Annotated in this window: 13 protein-coding genes; 3 read left to right on the top strand and 10 right to left on the bottom strand. The window is 47.0% G+C overall.

The window, feature by feature from the left end; translation table 11 throughout:
- The first annotated feature begins 102 nt into the window (after positions 1-102).
- Positions 103-762, top strand: coding sequence for a hypothetical protein (locus NC796_RS18440; protein ID WP_310686563.1), 660 nt, complete (start codon positions 103-105; stop codon positions 760-762).
- Between the two features lie 365 nt (positions 763-1,127).
- On the opposite strand, the gene NC796_RS18435 is transcribed toward NC796_RS18440, so the two are convergent.
- Positions 1,128-1,865 (bottom strand): class I SAM-dependent methyltransferase, encoded by a 738-nt coding sequence (locus tag NC796_RS18435; RefSeq protein WP_310686561.1) that lies wholly within the window; start codon positions 1,863-1,865, stop codon positions 1,128-1,130.
- 203 nt (positions 1,866-2,068) lie between these two features.
- On the opposite strand from NC796_RS18435, the gene pyrF reads away from it, so the two are divergent.
- Positions 2,069-2,908, top strand: a complete 840-nt coding sequence (gene pyrF / locus NC796_RS18430) for an orotidine-5'-phosphate decarboxylase (protein WP_310686560.1) — start codon at positions 2,069-2,071, stop codon at positions 2,906-2,908.
- Positions 2,901-3,353 carry a ribonuclease HI gene (rnhA, locus tag NC796_RS18425; protein WP_310686558.1) on the top strand — a complete coding sequence of 151 codons (453 nt, stop codon included), beginning with the start codon at positions 2,901-2,903 and terminating at the stop codon, positions 3,351-3,353. The genes pyrF and rnhA overlap by 8 nt, the downstream gene beginning before the upstream one ends.
- A 130-nt stretch (positions 3,354-3,483) precedes the next feature.
- On the opposite strand, the gene tsaD is transcribed toward rnhA, so the two are convergent.
- From tsaD to NC796_RS18380, 9 genes are all read right to left on the bottom strand, one after another.
- Positions 3,484-4,533 carry a tRNA (adenosine(37)-N6)-threonylcarbamoyltransferase complex transferase subunit TsaD gene (tsaD, locus tag NC796_RS18420; RefSeq protein WP_310686556.1) on the bottom strand — a complete coding sequence of 350 codons (1,050 nt, stop codon included), beginning with the start codon at positions 4,531-4,533 and terminating at the stop codon, positions 3,484-3,486.
- Between the two features lie 88 nt (positions 4,534-4,621).
- The gene (dnaK, locus tag NC796_RS18415) at positions 4,622-6,595 is read right to left on the bottom strand and encodes a molecular chaperone DnaK (RefSeq protein ID WP_310686554.1); all 1,974 of its coding nucleotides are present in this window, start codon (positions 6,593-6,595) and stop codon (positions 4,622-4,624) included.
- A gap of 109 nt (positions 6,596-6,704) precedes the next feature.
- The gene (locus NC796_RS18410) at positions 6,705-7,130 is read right to left on the bottom strand and encodes an Hsp20/alpha crystallin family protein (RefSeq protein WP_310686553.1); all 426 of its coding nucleotides are present in this window, start codon (positions 7,128-7,130) and stop codon (positions 6,705-6,707) included.
- 147 nt (positions 7,131-7,277) lie between these two features.
- A complete protein-coding gene (gene aroA / locus NC796_RS18405) occupies positions 7,278-8,564 on the bottom strand; it encodes a 3-phosphoshikimate 1-carboxyvinyltransferase (RefSeq protein ID WP_310686551.1) in 1,287 nt (428 codons plus the stop codon).
- 4 nt (positions 8,565-8,568) lie between these two features.
- Positions 8,569-11,562 carry a tetratricopeptide repeat protein gene (locus NC796_RS18400; RefSeq protein ID WP_310686549.1) on the bottom strand — a complete coding sequence of 998 codons (2,994 nt, stop codon included), beginning with the start codon at positions 11,560-11,562 and terminating at the stop codon, positions 8,569-8,571.
- A gap of 108 nt (positions 11,563-11,670) precedes the next feature.
- Positions 11,671-12,342 (bottom strand): CBS domain-containing protein, encoded by a 672-nt coding sequence (locus tag NC796_RS18395; RefSeq protein WP_310686547.1) that lies wholly within the window; start codon positions 12,340-12,342, stop codon positions 11,671-11,673.
- A 35-nt stretch (positions 12,343-12,377) separates the two neighbouring features.
- On the bottom strand, positions 12,378-13,667 hold the full coding sequence (hflX, locus tag NC796_RS18390; protein ID WP_310686545.1) for a GTPase HflX: 1,290 nt from the start codon (positions 13,665-13,667) through the stop codon (positions 12,378-12,380).
- 36 nt (positions 13,668-13,703) lie between these two features.
- Positions 13,704-14,303, bottom strand: coding sequence for a hypothetical protein (locus tag NC796_RS18385; protein ID WP_310686544.1), 600 nt, complete (start codon positions 14,301-14,303; stop codon positions 13,704-13,706).
- A complete protein-coding gene (locus NC796_RS18380; protein ID WP_310686542.1) occupies positions 14,300-16,432 on the bottom strand; it encodes a BatA domain-containing protein in 2,133 nt (710 codons plus the stop codon). The genes NC796_RS18385 and NC796_RS18380 overlap by 4 nt, the downstream gene beginning before the upstream one ends.
- Positions 16,433-16,475: the final 43 nt, after the last annotated feature.

Raw genomic sequence — 16,475 nt, 5'->3', positions numbered from 1 at the left:
TATAATTTATTGCGTTCTGCGTATTTCGTATTTTCCGAGTTAAATACTTGTGCATAGCACAGCTTCACTAATGAGATAGAGCGTAAAACAGAGGTATCTCATATGGATATATTCAAACTCTTTTTCGAACACGACCTTCGACTTGATAAACTGCAGGAACGACACACGAGCCGAAATCCCGAGACGGGCCCCTCGATTGAGGATTTTATGAAACCGGATCCCACCTATTCAAAATTTTACCTGACAGGTACCCGTTTGGAAGAGGAGAAATTCGGCCTCAACATCCTCGAGCATAATAACGAGCTTCTGTTATGTCTTGAGAATATATTCCACGATAAAAAATTTATTACGGCTTACGGTGCCACTGCAAGTCTGGGTGAAGCACTGGAGCAGATCGATGTTGGTGAGGCGATCCTGATCAGCGAGGAGGATGACATTGAATTTAATCCCCCTGATCTGCACGTAGACCGAAATTCCAATGTTGGGCACTTCAAGGAAGAGCTAAGCGAAGCGCTAAAAGAAGGGCTGTTGGTACTCTACAAAGAAAAAGCACATCACGGATTTGACCTGCACCTTTTTTCTATGGAGAATATCTACGAAGAGCTTTTCTATCCACTAAAAGAGCTGGTCTGTGATTCGTTTCGTTTCTTCAGCATAAACAACAAACGCGTGAGTTCGGAGCGTCAATTTTATTTCGAAACCTGGACACTGGAGAACCCACCTCACGGTGCGGAAGAGGTCTTTGCTGAAACAGTGTTGTAATATAATATAACGTCAGTTCGATGTAAGGATCACAATAATCATAACTGTCATCGCGAGGAGGCTTTGTTCCCCTTTTTGGCTTAACGATGAGTTCGACGCGGCGATCTCCCCGTCCGTTTTTTATTCATACTATTAGGATTAGGAGATTGCCACGGGATTGCTCCCGATGGTCACCGAATCCCTCGCAATGACTTTTTTTATCCCGAACTCAGGTTAATATAAGTGAGACAACAGATGTGAAGACGTGAAATAAGTCTTTTTACCGGGGAGCTCGCTTAGCTTTATTTGTGGTCAAACAACGCGTATGGGATAATGTTACTTAACGCCTAACATTTTCCCTGCCGTCTCCCTTTTCACGTCTCACATCATTCAAGATGGCTGACGATCATCAGGCGGGGGCTTGTTTCCGGATCATAGGGATTGCCGTGATAGTCTCCATAAAGATGGTCAATTTGCAAACCTCTCTTGGCAAATTGTTTCTTGAACCAGTCCAGATCGTACAATTTGACGTGCTCAGTATACTCTTTAGAATCCTCAATGGGCCCACCGGTAAACTTGATATCCTTGATAATAGCCCCGTTGTCGATATAGCGGTTTACCTTGAAATCTATGTCTCTGAAGTTTCCGTGATCCAGTGACTGGTATGTCTTTGCCACCTTTTGGGAGTTCATATAGTCCAACACAAACATTCCCCCCATATCCAGCATCTCTACAATGCTGTCAAGCACCCGTGAATTTTGTTTGTCATTAGTAAAATATCCAAACGTTGTAAAAAGATTTACAATAGCATCAAATTTCCGGGGTAGTGGATTCCGCATATCACGTACCTGAAAATGAATATCCAGCCCTCTTGCTTCAGCTTTTTCCCGTGCTGTTTTTATCGCCTCTTCCGAAAGATCAATACCGGTTACTTTGTATCCTTGTTCGGCCAGGCTAATGGCATGCCGACCTCTGCCGCATCCCAAATCAAGGATCTCAGAACACCCACTTAGGTTAAGCGTTTTTTCCAACAGATCTATTAGCTGACGGGCTTCCTCCTCGTCACGGTTCGCATACAGCTTCTCATACAGTGGACTGTCGAACCATTCCTCAAACCAATTCATTGCTGATTCTTATTTCTTTTTTAAATTCGGCGGAATATAACCATTACACCTATACTTTTTAAGTCTCACATCTGGTATATATTTACAAATTCCCGCCCCAATTCATTTCTTCATAACGCTTGTTTCAAATCATATTTTGTAAGGGGATTTCAGTCGTGATTTTTATTTTTGCCTTGCAAATTAGTTGGTATCTTCACGGCATTATGAACTACGCTAAAAAGTTACAAAAAGCTATTTCAGAATCACACTCCTGCCTCTGTGTAGGGCTAGATCCTCACCTTGACCTGTTTCCGGATTATTTGAGTGATGAGGTTCCGGATGATAATGAACGGGTAACCCAATTCCTTACCAAAGTCGTAGAGATAACAGCGCCATACTGTGCCGCCTACAAACCAAACTTGGCTTTCTTTGAAGCCCTGGGGGATGGTGGCCTCGAAGTTTTTCATGAAGTCATTAATTCAATACCGGAAGGCAAGATCGTTATCGGGGATGCCAAGCGGGGAGACATCGATTCTACGGCCCGACACTACCGCGAGGCATTTTTTGATATATATGATATGGATGCTATTACGCTCAACCCGCTGATGGGATTTGAGACGCTGGCCCCCTATTTCAAATTTCCCGGCAAGGGACTGTATGTCCTCACTCTGACCTCAAATCCCGGGGCAAGTGACTTTTTGACAAAACCTTTTAACGGTTTTGCGACCATGGCTGAATACATTGCTACCAAAATGAACGAATTTCAGTCCAAAAGTGATGCTGCACTTGGCATGGTCGTGGGTGCCACAAAGCCCCGTGAATTGGGTCCGGTATTGGAAAAACATTCCTCGGCCCCGCTCCTAATTCCTGGTGTTGGCAGTCAAGGTGGCAGCATTGAGGAGCTGAAAAATGTGCTTCATAACCACACGGGTGCCCCACTCATCTCATCCAGCAGAAGCATTCTTTTTGCCGGTGGCGATGACCGTAAATGGGAACGGGCCGTATTAGAAAAAGTTAAATCATACCGCCAACGGCTAATGCCAATTACCCAACGCTATGAGTAAGAAGAAAAAGCCATCCGTTCTGATTTATACTGACGGGGCCTGCAGTGGAAATCCAGGTCCGGGCGGCTGGGCTGCCCTGCTTTCATGGAATGGAAAGGAAAAGGAAATATCGGGCGGCGAACCTGATACGACAAACAACCGTATGGAGATGCGTGCCATCATAGAGGCATTGAAAGCACTCACCCGACCCTGCAGAGTTGAAATACGCAGTGACAGCGCTCTTATCATCAATGCTTTTAAACAGAATTGGGTTGGCAGCTGGATCAAGCGTGGCTGGAAAAAATCCAACAAAAAGCCGGTAGAAAACCAGGATCTTTGGAAAGAGATGCTAAAGGCGATGAAACCCCACGATGTCACATGGACCAAGGTAAAGGGGCATGCCGATGACGAGCGAAACAATCACGTAGACGGGCTGGCCGTGGAAGCCTCAAAACAGTATCAATAGAATCATGAGTCATGAGATGTTAATCTTGAGTTTTGAGCCTGGGTTGTACAGCGAGCTTTAGCTCGCTATCTCATTCTTTTCGCAGGACGAACCTCACGATACAGCTGTTTTTTTGCTCAGGACTCAAGACTCATGTCCCATGACTAAGCTGTGCAAACGGTTTGAGATTCATATCAGAAAATTCGCCCCTCTCAGCCATCATATGGCCCGTGATGGCAATCATAGCAGCATTATCGGTACAAAATTCTATCCTGGGGATATAGAGTTGAAGACTCTTATCATTGGCCAGTTCTTCTGTTTTAGCCCGTAACATCGAATTGGCTGACACCCCTCCTGCCAACAGAATGGTGTCAACTCCTGTTTTTTTTACGGCCCATTTTAGTTTTTTAGTTAGAACATCGGTGATAGCGCGTGATACACTGGCACAGATGTCATTCATATGCTTTTCAACAAATTTATCATCCTTGTCCTCGAGGTAGTAAAGCACAGAGGTTTTGAGTCCGGAAAAACTGAACTCGAATCCACCATCCATCATCGCCTGGGGAAAGTCATGAAAGTTAGGATCCCCCTCACTGGATTTTTCATCAATAATCGGACCGGCAGGATAAGGCAGACCTAGAATCTTGCCGATCTTGTCGAACGCCTCTCCGGCGGCATCATCACGCGTCTGTCCCAGCATTTTATGTTCAAATGGTGCTGTTACATGGATTAAATGTGTGTGGCCACCTGAGACAGTCAGTGCTACAAATGGATATTGGGGCTTCTCTTCAATAAAGTTGGCATAGATATGGGCGTCCATGTGGTTCACGCCGATAAGTTTTATCCCACGTGAGAGTGCCAACCCTTTAGAAAAACAGAGGCCAACCAGTAGTGCGCCCATCAAACCGGGTCCCTGGGTTACGGCAATCGCATCTATTGTATCCAGTTCGGTATCCGCTTCATAAAGGGCCTGGCTTACCGTTCGCCAAATCGTCTTGTGGTGGGCGCGGGAAGCCAGCTCGGGGACAACCCCTCCGAACTGCTCATGGACGGCTTGTGAGGCGACTATGTTTGATTTGAGCCCCTCATCAGTATAGACAGCCGCTGCTGTTTCATCACAGGAGGATTCAATGCCCAGGATATTCATAATAATCCATGTTTCGTATTGCGTATTTACATAAAGCTGTGCCAAAATACGCATATCGTAATACCCAATAAAATAAAAAGCCCTGGATCCTCTTAGCGAAAGAATCCAGGGCTCGAGTTACTTTGTAGATCAATTTTGCTACTTACTTCTCATCATCGTCTTCGTCGACAACTTCGAAGTCAGCATCAACGGCGTCCTCACCTTCGTCAGCAGAATCTTCCGTTTGCCCGTTTCCAGGTCCGCCTGCTGCGGCTCCTGCTGCTCCAGCGGCTCCGGGACCTGCACCAGCAGCTCCAGGTCCGCCTGCTTCTTGTTGAGCAGCCTGATAGATCTCTTGAGAAGCTTCATTCCATGCTTCGTTGAGTTCTTCCATGGCTGTTTCGAGCTCTTCCATGTTCTCTTCTTTACGGAGCTTTTCTACTTTTTCAGCAGCTTCTTCAATTTTCTCCTTGTTGGCATCTGAGATCTTGTCGCCATGCTCTTCAACCTGTTTACGTGTTGAGAATACCAGGCTGTCAGCTTCGTTGAGCTTCTCAGTGCGTTCACGGATGCGTTCATCCTCTTCAGCATGCTCTTCGGCATCCTGCTTCATCTTTTCGATCTCCTCTTCGGAAAGTCCGGAAGAAGATTCGATGCGGATGCTCTGCTCTTTGCCGGTGCCTTTGTCTTTTGCACTTACATTGAGCACACCGTTGGCGTCTATATCGAAGGTAACTTCAATTTGTGGCACGCCGCGCGGTGCGGGTGGAATGCCATCGAGATGGAAGCGTCCGAGCGTGCGGTTGTCCTGTGCCTTCGCTCGTTCACCCTGCAGTACGTGGATCTCAACGCTGGTCTGGTTGTCAGCAGCCGTAGAGAATGTCTCCGTCTTGCTGGTCGGGATGGTAGTGTTTGATTCAATAAGCTTGGTAGACACACCGCCCAAAGTTTCAATACCGAGCGTCAGCGGGGTAACATCAAGCAGTACAACATCGTCAACGTCGCCAGACATTACACCACCCTGGATCGCAGCACCGATAGCAACAACCTCATCAGGATTTACACCCTTGCTTGGATCCTTGCCAAAGAAGTTCTTCACAACTTCCTGGATCTTCGGAATCCGGGTTGAACCACCAACCAGGATCACCTGGTCAATTTCGCTTTTGGTCAACCCGGCATCATCCAGTGACTTCTGGCAGGGATCGATTGTTTTCTGAATAAGATCATCAATCAGTTGCTCAAACTTGGCCCGCGTGATGTCAATATTCAGGTGCTTGGGCCCAGAATCGGTAGCCGTGATAAACGGCAGGTTTACGTTGGTTTTCTGTGAGCTTGAAAGCTCAATTTTGGCCTTTTCAGCAGCATCTTTCAGTCGCTGCATCGCCATCGGATCTTCGCGCAGATCGATGCCCTCATCCTTCTTAAATTCCTTGGCAAGGTGATCGATAAGGCGGGAGTCGAAGTCGTCTCCACCGAGGTGAGTGTCACCGTGTGTCGATTTTACTTCAAACACACCGTCTCCAAGCTCAAGAACAGACACGTCGAATGTACCGCCACCGAGGTCATAAACCGCAATGGTCTGATCCTGATCTTTCTTGTCAAGACCGTATGCCAGAGAAGCAGCCGTTGGCTCGTTAATAATTCGTTTCACATCGAGCCCGGCAATCTCACCGGCTTCCTGTGTAGCTTTTCGTTGCGCGTCATTAAAGTACGCAGGTACTGTTATGACCGCTTCCGTTACCTTTTCTCCGAGGTATTCTTCAGCGGTCTGCTTCATTTTTTGCAGTACCATCGCAGAAATTTCCTGCGGGGCGTACGTACGGTCTTCAATTTTAACACGCGCCGTATTATTATCGCCCTTTACGATTTTATATGAAGCCTGCTTGGACTCCTCTTTAACTTCCTCATAAAAACGGCCCATAAAGCGCTTAATAGAGGAGATCGTTTTTTCAGGATTAGTAATAGCCTGTCGTTTTGCCGGCGCACCAACCAACCGTTCACCTTCTTTAGAAAAAGCTACGACGGAAGGGGTTGTACGTCCGCCTTCTGAATTTTGAATAACTGTAGGCTCATTTCCCTCCATTACCGCAACGCAGGAGTTGGTAGTACCTAAGTCAATTCCTATAATTTTTCCCATAGTGGTAAATCTTCGTTTTTAGTTTACTGTTTAATTTTTTAATCAATATTCTTTCTTATTTCAGCTGCCAATTGCCGGTATACAGCAATTGACCATCTGCTAAATTCCTTTACTTAATCGGGATCGATTTTGAGTCTTTCAAAACGTCCGACTTGGGCATCTTGATCGTCAAAACACCATTTCGGAACGTGGCTTCCGTTTCTGCAGCATTTACGTTTTCAGGCAACGCAAACGAACGTGAAAAAACACCGCTTTTTCGTTCCTGCCTTTTGTACGATTCATCGTCTGATAACTCTTCCACGCGCTCACCTTTTACAGTCAACACATGATCTTTCAACGCAATGTGGATCTCCTTTTTCGATAATCCCGGAAGATCCAGCAGAAGTTTAAAATGCTCTTCACTTTCAATGATATCACATGTCGGTGTAAAATCATGTCCCTTGTCTTCCAACGGAACAATACGTTCCACCAGGTTTTGGATATCTCTACCCAGTCGGTTCAACTGTTTTTCAATATCAATAACAAATTCACTCATAAGCTTTTCGCTCGTTCATTTTCATCTTATGGTGAGCAATCACAATGCCAAGCGATATAGTAATCCCCGTTTTATGACGTATTGGCATTAAAAAAAAATGTTACAGTGGGATTTGTCAGAATTGCGGACGAATCGGTGGGAAAAAATTCAATTCGTCAGTAGTTGCAGATCATCCCAAAAGGAAGGATACGAGATAGCCGTACACACAGCTCCCTTTACCGAACTTGTCCCATCCGCGAGCAGTGAAAGCACGCCTGCAGACATCGCAATTCGATGGTCGTGGTAGCTGTTGTAAGTAGCAGGTTCGGGAATAAAATCCGGGTTCCCGTGAATTTCCAGCCCGTCTTTATATTCAGTGAACTCCGCCCCGGCTTTCTCCAGCATTTCAGCCACAGCCATCAGGCGGTCGGTCTCTTTGTGACGCAGTTCTTCAGCACCGGAAATGCGGGAAACGCCATCAGCAAAGAGCATTGTCACAGCCAGGATTGGAAGCTCATCGATACAGTTGGGCACGCGTTCCGGAGTAATATCAATCGGTTTTAGCTTGCTGGTGCTTATCGTGATATCGGCGACCGGCTCAGCTCCCTCCTGCCGCTGCTCACCTATCGTGAGATTTGCTCCCATCTCCTGCAGAATATCCAGAAATGCCGTGCGCGTGGGATTCATGCCAGTGTCCGGCAAGTGAATTTCAGCGTTGCCGTGGATGGCACCAGCTGCAAGCCAGAACGCTGCTGCAGAAAAATCACCGGGTATATTGTAGCTCTGCTCAAGGATATCATCCTCCCGGCTGCTGGAAATGATCCTGGTATTTCCGTCACTTTGGATGCCGAGTTTCAACAGTCGTTCGGTGTGGTCGCGACTTTGGACCGTCTCAATTACGCGGGTTGGCACATTTCCAAAAAGTCCTGCCAGCAGCACACACGATTTTAACTGGGCACTTGGGATCGGCAGATCAAAACGTAATGGGATCAAGGATCCGGGGCGCGTTATCTTGAGAGGTGCATAGTCACCCTGCCGTGCTTCAAACTCGGCCCCCATTTTCTCCAACGGATCGATAATACGGCGCATGGTCCGGGCAGAAAGAGATTCATCTCCCACCAGTGTACAAGAGATACCGGCCCCCGCGACAATACCGGAAAGCAGTCGCATGGTCGTACCGGAGTTACCACAATCAAGATCTTCTTCCGGCTCTTCAAGACCATCTCGTCCCACACCGTGCACGGTAATGGTTGAACCCTGTTCTTCAATCTCTACCCCCAGAGACCGGAAACAGGATATCGTGCTGTGGGGATCGGCGGCGGCAGAAAAGTTTTTAATAGTAGATACGCCCTCGTGGAGCGAGGCAAACATTACCGATCGGTGAGAAATTGACTTGTCAGGTGGAGGTGTTATCGTACCTTTTAGTTCAGTTGCCGGTACTATCTCTCGGTTCATCTGGTTAGTTTGAATTAAGCATCTGTTGCGCCTTCTGTGCCTCCTGCATTCCCGGGTAATTTTCCACGATGGAATTGAGAGTACTTCTCGCTTCCCCCGTGTTACCCAGCTGGATATGACATTCAGCACTTCTCAACAGCGCTTTTGCTACCCATTCGTCAAACGCTTCATACAAAACGCTGACATTTGAATAGGCATCCAGGGCTTCATTATAGTTCTGTTGTTGCTGTTGAGTCTGGCCCAGAAGATACTGTGCTTCAGCACCAATTTCAGTAGTATTTGATTCTGCTACCAATGCAAACTGATCGGTGGCTTCCGAATAGTTGCCATTGCGCAGGGCGATCTTCCCGAGCCCCACCTTTGCGGGATCATAATCGCTGTTCACCTTCAGAGCGGCATTGAAATGCTGTTCAGCTGCATCAACGTTACCCATCGCCAGCTGGGTTTTCCCCATGCCCGCCAACGCTTCCAGACTGAAATCTTTGCGCTCTTCCAGCAATTTGTTGTAGTAGTCAAACGAGGTTGAATAATCCGAGCGATCAAAATAAATGCGTGCCAGCGCAACCAGAGCTGGTCCCAGCTGTTCGGAATCTGGATAGTTTTCGACAATGGTCTGGTATGACTCAATGGCTTGGTTCACTTTTTGGGTCTGCTCATACGCATTAGCCAGACTAAAATGGGCTTCCGGGAGCAGATCCTGGTTATTCGTAATCCGGATGTACTGGCGAAATTCATTAATGGCTCCAGGGTAATCGCCCGACTGGTAAAGGTTTTCTGCCTGCCGGTATCGCAGGCGATCGGCCGTTGTGCTCTGGGGATGGTCACCCAGGAAATCCTCGAGAATAGCCGAGCTGGAATCCTGCTGGCCCGAAGAGAGCTGCGCATATTGGATGCCGTTGATCGCCTCAATCAGGTAATCACTCTGCGGATATTCCTCCAGTACTTTTTTATAGGCTTCAACCGCCTTTTCAAAATCTCCGGCATTGTAGTAGGCATCCCCGATGTTGTACTGGGAACGCGCTGCCCAGCTGGTATTGGGATATTTGTTAATTGCGGTTCGGAACTCATTGATCGCCTGGGTATAATTGCCCGTGTTCAGGTAGATATAAGCGATGTTGTACTGGGCCTGCTCCCGCAAACGGCTATAGGGATAGATACGAAGCAGTCGTCGGAAGGTCGTTACTGCTTCATAGGTCTGATCCGCACGGTAGTAGCTGTTAGCCACCTGGAACATCGCGTAATCACCGCCCGGTTCGGCCCCGATTGATTTCTTGTAAGTTTCGATTGCGTCCTCATACCGGTGCGAGGCGTAATAGGAATCACCAAGGCGCAGCGTGGCATCGGTATCATAGGGATACAAGGCGATGGGTGGTGGTTCATATTGGGCAAGAAACGTATTGAAAGGCTCAATCGCATTTTGATACGCCCCATTGTTAAAGTAGCTCCATCCCAGCGAATACCGGGCCGCGCCTGCAAGTTCGTGTTCGGGATACCGATTTACAAAGGCCCCAAAACGGTCGCTGGCAGAACCGAACCTTCCCATATTGAAATAACTGTCAGCACTCCAGAAAAGAGCTTCAGCACCCAGATCAGAATTTGGAGCTTCGTTATACACACTCTCAAACGTGGGCTGTGCCTGCTCATACGCCTGATTTCGATATTGAACCCATGCTTTCTGAAACCGGGCCTGTCGTTTCACAGAATCGTCTATATTCGTAAGCTGTTCAGCCTCCTCAAATGCCTGCAGGGCGCGTGTATACTCCTTGTTGGCAAAATAGGCTTCTCCAAGCAGGGTGTAGACTTTACCGGCCCAATCAAGGTTATCTTCTCCTCTAACAATAGAAAGCAGGGTTTCAATTGTCTCTGCATAGATTCCCATCTCGTAGGCCGTTATCGCCCATTCATAATAAGCTTCTTCCACCCAGAGTCCTTCCTGGTACCGGTCACCAAACGTACGGAACGTTTCTATCGCCTGGTCGTAACGCCCCCCCAGCTTTTCGTTGACCGCTTTGTAATAAAGGGCTTTCCGGGCAGTTTCATCGTCGCCCTGTGCCGCTTTTTCAAATGAATCAGCAGCCCAATGGTATATTTGTTGTTTATGGTAGACCCACCCGAGGCCGTAATGGGCTATTCGAACCCGGTCGGTACCCTTGTTCATATTTATATACTGCAGGTAAAACTTCGACGCTTCATCAAAATTATTCAGGTAATTATGACTTTCCGCAACCAGGTATACGGCCTTTGACCGCATCTCATCATCCAAGTAGGGCATGGAGTTTTGCAATGCCTCAATCGCCTGTTTGTATTTACCCTGCTGATAGTACGATTCCCCCAGCGCGGTGCCGATGCGGCGGGTCATCTCGTGATTGGGATATCGGTCTTTAAGCACTTCAAAGGCAACAGATGAGGAGTCAAACTTACTGTCACTCAGGTAGAGGCGGCCGCGGGAATACAACGCTTTGGGGGCCCATTCAGAGTCGGGATAACGGTCGGCAAGTTGCATAAAATAATTACGTGCCTGCTGGTTGTTACCGTTGGATACGGAGGCTTCAGCCAACCAATAATAGATCTGAGCGGCCTCTTTGTCCGTTGGCTGGTGCTGTAGTGAACGCTCATAATAACTCAGTGCGCCAGTAAAATTGCTATCCGCTTCAGCCTCATTGGCAAGTTCAAAAAATAACTTCCGTGCAAATGCCGTATTTGGATATTCCTTTATATAAGCCTCATATGCATGTTTTTTCGAAGTGGAATCAAGCCTGGCCTGGGCTCGTGCCCGGTAGAACTCAGCAGATCTCCTGAGCTTGTGATCCGGGTACTCAGTCCCAAACTGGTCCAGCAGACCAGCGGACTTTTCGTACAGTCCTCGGTCAAAAAGATTGACGCCCTTTTGGTACAGATTTTCTGGTGAGTCAAATACCTGTTGACCTGATACAATTACCGGAATTAGGAAAAAAGTTATGATGAGAAAGTACGAACAAAGATTCCGGATTGAGGTCATTCAGTTTTTCGTTCCTTTTTATACTTAATGGTTCTTTAATAAAATATACCAACTATACGGGTTTTGTTCCCAGAATTAAAGAAATGGTAAGTCTGAAAGATAAGATCGTTACATATCGATGTATTTCATCAGTTCATCAGCCCGGTTTTCCATATCGAAACCGAAGACATCCCGGCTGGCATCGTCAACTATAACGTCGTAATCGTGCCGGCGAAGTGCTGATGTAATCCTGGTAGCATCCCGAAGATTAATTTTAATAGAAACTTTAAAGAGTTCACCTTCTTTCCGGGGCTGCTCGACTGAAAGTCCCAAAATTTTTGCACCTTCAACTTCAATCAGATGCACAATCTCTGAAAGCGTCAAATCAACTTTTTCAAGCTGAATCGTCAGAATTGAGCCGTTTGCCACCAGATTCAACATGTCGGGCAAGGTCTCAAGTATGCTTTGCATGGTAATTACCCCTTTGAAGGTTATCTCACTGTCTACAACAGAAATAATCTGCAATTCATACTGAAGCAACAACCGACCCGCTTCAAAAATATGCTGGCGTTTAAATACTTTGACCGGTTCTTCCAGTTCGAGGTCGGAAACAATCGCATCGGGGTCTTCGACACGTCGCAATTCTGAAGTTCGTATTTGGCCGATCAGCTTTCTTGTAGTCGAATCAACGATTGGCAGGCAATCCAGATCCAGATCCTCCATCCGATGCAGAGCTTCAGCAACGGTATCCTGTCCCCTTAGAGGAGCGATTTCGGTATTGAGTATTTCTTTTGCCTGCATATCAGCCTCATTTGTTAATTACCTACTATTTCTATTTAAACAACTGATTCGGTAGAGTCAATATTATCAAGTAAATTTTCCAAGCGCATAAAATCTTTTTTTGAAATACTAAACTCGATCTCAACATTAGCCCCTACATACTCCTTGGAGTGAATGTGAGCTTCTCGGTGAAGGAAGGCCACTCCTTCATATTTTGCGACCGGTATAGTCATTGTTTTGGTCACATAGTTCTCTTCAATTAGCTCCTCAATCTTATTTTTTAACTTCCCGATACCGATACCCCGTTCGGACGAAACAAATATGGCGTCGGGATATGCCGAGTTAAGCTCTGCAATCCGATGCGGTTCCAGCTTGTCGATCTTGTTAAAGGCAAGAATCCCTTTCTTGTCTTTGGCACCAATATCAGCCAGCGTTTCTTCAACTACCTCAATATAGTCTTCAATCATCAGGGCTGAGGCATCCACCAGGTGAATCAGAATATCTGCTTCGCGCACTTCATCCAGCGTAGACTTGAAACTTTCAATCAAATTGTGCGGCAGCTTTCGAATAAACCCGACAGTGTCGGAAAGCAATATCTCGTGGTGCCCGATATTACAACGCCGCACCGTGGAGTCAAGCGTGGCAAACAGGCGGTCTTCCGCCAACACCTCGGTATCAGTAAGGGTGTTCATCAGTGTGGATTTCCCGGCATTGGTATATCCCACCAGGGAAACACGGTTCATCTTTGAGCGCCCCTTGCGCTGGGTTTGACGCTGCTGATCCAACTTATCCAGCTTGTCTTTGAGCGTGGTAATGCGTTTGTCAATCAGGCGACGGTCAGTTTCGATCTGGGTTTCACCGGGTCCACGTGTGCCAATACCACCCTGCTGGCGCGAAAGGTGAGTCCAGAAACGCGTGAGGCGTGGCAGCAGGTATTGCAATTGTGCCAGTTCAACCTGCGTTTTCGCGGCAGACGTTTTCGCCCTCGTGGCAAAAATATCGAGAATCAAGCCACTGCGGTCCAACACTTTTGCTTCGGTCTCCTTCTCCACATTACGGATCTGAGTAGGAGAAAGGTCATCATCAAAAATGATGGTTTCCAGGTTCCGTTCGCCCACCATCCGCCGAATGGTACTCAATTTCCCTTTACCGATATAAGTGGAGGGATCGGGGTGTGTTCGGTTTTGCAAAATAGTGTCTACCGGTATGCCTCCCGCTGTTTTGGTGAGCATACCGAGCTCTTCAATATATTCTTCAGCTACCACTCTCGGGGTTTCAGGCCCGTAGACGCCGACCAAGAGCGATCTTTCTTGTATTATGTCGGATTTCTGTAAGTCTTCTAACAAAGAATTAGGGTATAAGTAAAATTATAACTGAACCTGCTACTTCAGATTAAATTGTTCCAGATCAAAACTGGCTGTATTATAACAATTAATCTGCCGTCCAAGTTTATGTGCTAATAATTTACGAAAATTTTCGAGATACTTTTTAGGCACATCCAGTTCTAATCTTACAAATTGTGTTTTGGTGGGTGTTTCATCCTCCCTGTAGAGGAAAATGTATTTCTGATAGCTGCCTTCATCCTGTTCCAGGTAGTCACGTATCTGGTACCACTGGATGGACTGGGAGGGATCGTTGATATTTTTGATGATGGCGTTGTCCGTGATATATCGTTTTGAGGCAAGATAGCTGTTCACGAACCAGCCGCCGCTCATCCAGGAGTAGAGCATGAATGTAATCCAGTGTGCCGTTGAACCTTTATAGAATGCCAGCCCGAACAGGCCGATGCTGAATAGTAAAAACAGTGTGGCAAATAGCGGATACCCGTTTAACTTGCCTGCTTTCCAGCTCAGGCGTACGTTACGAAGCCGAATTTTATTCAGCAATGTAGCAGCAGCCAGTATTGTTGCTGAAAAAGCAAATATGGCAACCAGCAGGATAACTACAAATCCAGGTTCAATTGGTAATGCTGACTCATTCATGTTATCGACTCCGCCCTGTAAAGCTTTGAAATGAGTGTCTCCGCAATTAAAAGGGCCAACGCGATCCAGATAAACCAACTCCAGATTTCTCTGCCCATACTGGCTGACTGCAACTCAGTTACCAGGTTTTCTTGCGAGAGCTCATTCTTGTTTAAAACATTTGTTATAGTTACGGGGATATCAGAAAAATTTTCAAGTTCTTCTTGCGTAAACGACTGAAAATCTGATTCTGATATATCCTGATTCACAGCAACTAGACGCCGCTGATCGCCGGCTTCAATATGTAATATGCCCGGCTCCCACTCGCGTCCTGAATAACGAACGGATGTACCGTTAGGTATATTTTGCACTTCCGGTTTATAAGTGACGCTATCAAGCGACAGTTCTATAGATTGTGTTTCCACCCTGCCGTTCCAGACAAATTCACTGCCCAGCTGATAGTTGTTCAATCCCCCTTGTTCAGATGAAGAAGCATATAATACTGAACGATAATAAATAGGTGCAAAGAGTGCATTAACCGGAAAGTTGGACCATCCGGGATCGGTGCCCAACGTAGAGACCAGCATGCGGCCATCGCCGAAACGCTGTTCGACCAGAATTTCTTCATCAGTAGTCGAAGAAAGAATCGTATAAGAACCTGTACTCGAAGCCTGTTCAAACTGGTAATAAAAGAAAAGCTCGGGCAGATCCACCCGGATATCTTCGTCTTCCTCCTTCTCAAATATGCCGTCGAGTATGGGATGGCCCTCCTGCAGGTCTGCAATGCGCGCTACCGGTTTAAAACTGGCATACTCTCCCCGGATTCCTGCTAATCGTCCGGCATTAAACAGTCCAAGAAAGCTGTTATAATTTTCGATATTCCCCTGTTCTGATGGGAAAAACAGAAGGCCTTTGCCATTTTGCACATATCGCTGCAGATCCTCATACCAGTATTCGGGTACCTCCCGCAGACCGTCAAGAATGATGACATCATTTTGCATCCAGTTTGATTGGTCTACCTCACCAGACTCCTGCTGGTTAAACTCAATCTGGGTGTTGGAGAGCCGTGCTGCTTCGAGCGCGGGTTGCAGGTAGGATACAAACTCTGATCCCTCCTCTTCAATTTCATTGACGAGCAGTACTGTGCGGGTTTGCGGAATATTAATCACAAAGAAACGCTCATTGTCAAAACTGATCTCATCCCCTTCAATTACAATCTTCCCGGAGATATCGCCCACTTTTTGAGGCACAATCTCAAAGCCCAACTGCCTGGTTTCCCCCGGTTCCAAATTAACTTCATACTGGCCGACCATATTCCCCTCCACTTCCAATGAGACAAATTGGTTGGCCGCACCGGCATCGCCGTAATTTTGAATCTCCACCTGCAGCGCTACCGGGTTACCCTGGCTGAGCATACGCGATTGAAGCTGAACATCAGAAACGGCGATATTGGGCTGGCTTGACGAGCCGAGTGTTATCACCTGTAAACCCAGTTGCCGGGTACCCTCAAGGCCAATCTCTTCCAGCTCCCGCAGATTGTCCAGCTGGCTTTTCTGTCCGTCCGTTAACAGGTAGATGACCCCGTTCTGCATTGATGAATTTTTGAGCTGGTTGGCCACCATCTGTATCGTCTGGTTAATATGGTTGCCGGTATTCGCTATCTCCACCTCCTCCAGCAGGTCGAGCGCACGGGCCGCATTCACCATCTGCAGGCCCTGTTCCGAGCTATTTGTTCCTGTCACAATGAAACGATCACTGCTCTTTGAGCTCTCGACTATGCGCTGGGCGACCTGGCGTGCCTGATCGAAAAAGGGGCCATCCGCACCTATCCTGCTCATACTGGGACTGTTATCTACCAGTAAAACTGCTAACTTGGGTTGATTTGAATCAGCAGCAGCCCCTCCCAGGGTAGGAGTAAGCAACGGGCGCGCCAGAGCAAGGGCAAGCATCAGGACGGCCAGCACCCGAAGGGCAAGCAGGATATACTGTTTGATACGAATTTTGCGAATCGTACTTTTCTGGAGCTCTTCAAAAAAGGCGAGTGTGGAGAAAGAGACCTTCTGCGGGCGCCGTAAGTTGATAAGATGTATCACCACCGGAACAGCCACTGCAAGGGCGCCCAGCAAAAAAAATGGGTTCAGAAAGTTCATTTAATCTTAAAATTCTTACTTTTGGGCTGTCATGATTTGCAAA

It is taken from the genome of Aliifodinibius sp. S!AR15-10 (genome assembly GCF_031569985.1).
GTDB lineage: Bacteria > Bacteroidota > Rhodothermia > Balneolales > Balneolaceae > JAMQKA01.
Note: the sequence above shows the minus strand (reverse complement) of the source record. Positions and strands in the feature narration are given on the sequence as shown.

Coding starts and splice junctions, on each gene's coding strand:
- dnaK (WP_310686554.1), bottom strand. CDS start 6,595: ATGGGAAAAATTATAGGAATTGACTTAGGTACTACCAACTCCTGCGTT.
- aroA (WP_310686551.1), bottom strand. CDS start 8,564: ATGAACCGAGAGATAGTACCGGCAACTGAACTAAAAGGTACGATAACA.
- NC796_RS18395 (WP_310686547.1), bottom strand. CDS start 12,342: ATGCAGGCAAAAGAAATACTCAATACCGAAATCGCTCCTCTAAGGGGA.
- NC796_RS18440 (WP_310686563.1), top strand. CDS start 103: ATGGATATATTCAAACTCTTTTTCGAACACGACCTTCGACTTGATAAA.
- NC796_RS18385 (WP_310686544.1), bottom strand. CDS start 14,303: ATGAATGAGTCAGCATTACCAATTGAACCTGGATTTGTAGTTATCCTG.
- pyrF (WP_310686560.1), top strand. CDS start 2,069: ATGAACTACGCTAAAAAGTTACAAAAAGCTATTTCAGAATCACACTCC.
- NC796_RS18380 (WP_310686542.1), bottom strand. CDS start 16,432: ATGAACTTTCTGAACCCATTTTTTTTGCTGGGCGCCCTTGCAGTGGCT.
- tsaD (WP_310686556.1), bottom strand. CDS start 4,533: ATGCGTATTTTGGCACAGCTTTATGTAAATACGCAATACGAAACATGG.
- rnhA (WP_310686558.1), top strand. CDS start 2,901: ATGAGTAAGAAGAAAAAGCCATCCGTTCTGATTTATACTGACGGGGCC.
- NC796_RS18435 (WP_310686561.1), bottom strand. CDS start 1,865: ATGAATTGGTTTGAGGAATGGTTCGACAGTCCACTGTATGAGAAGCTG.
- NC796_RS18410 (WP_310686553.1), bottom strand. CDS start 7,130: ATGAGTGAATTTGTTATTGATATTGAAAAACAGTTGAACCGACTGGGT.
- NC796_RS18400 (WP_310686549.1), bottom strand. CDS start 11,562: ATGACCTCAATCCGGAATCTTTGTTCGTACTTTCTCATCATAACTTTT.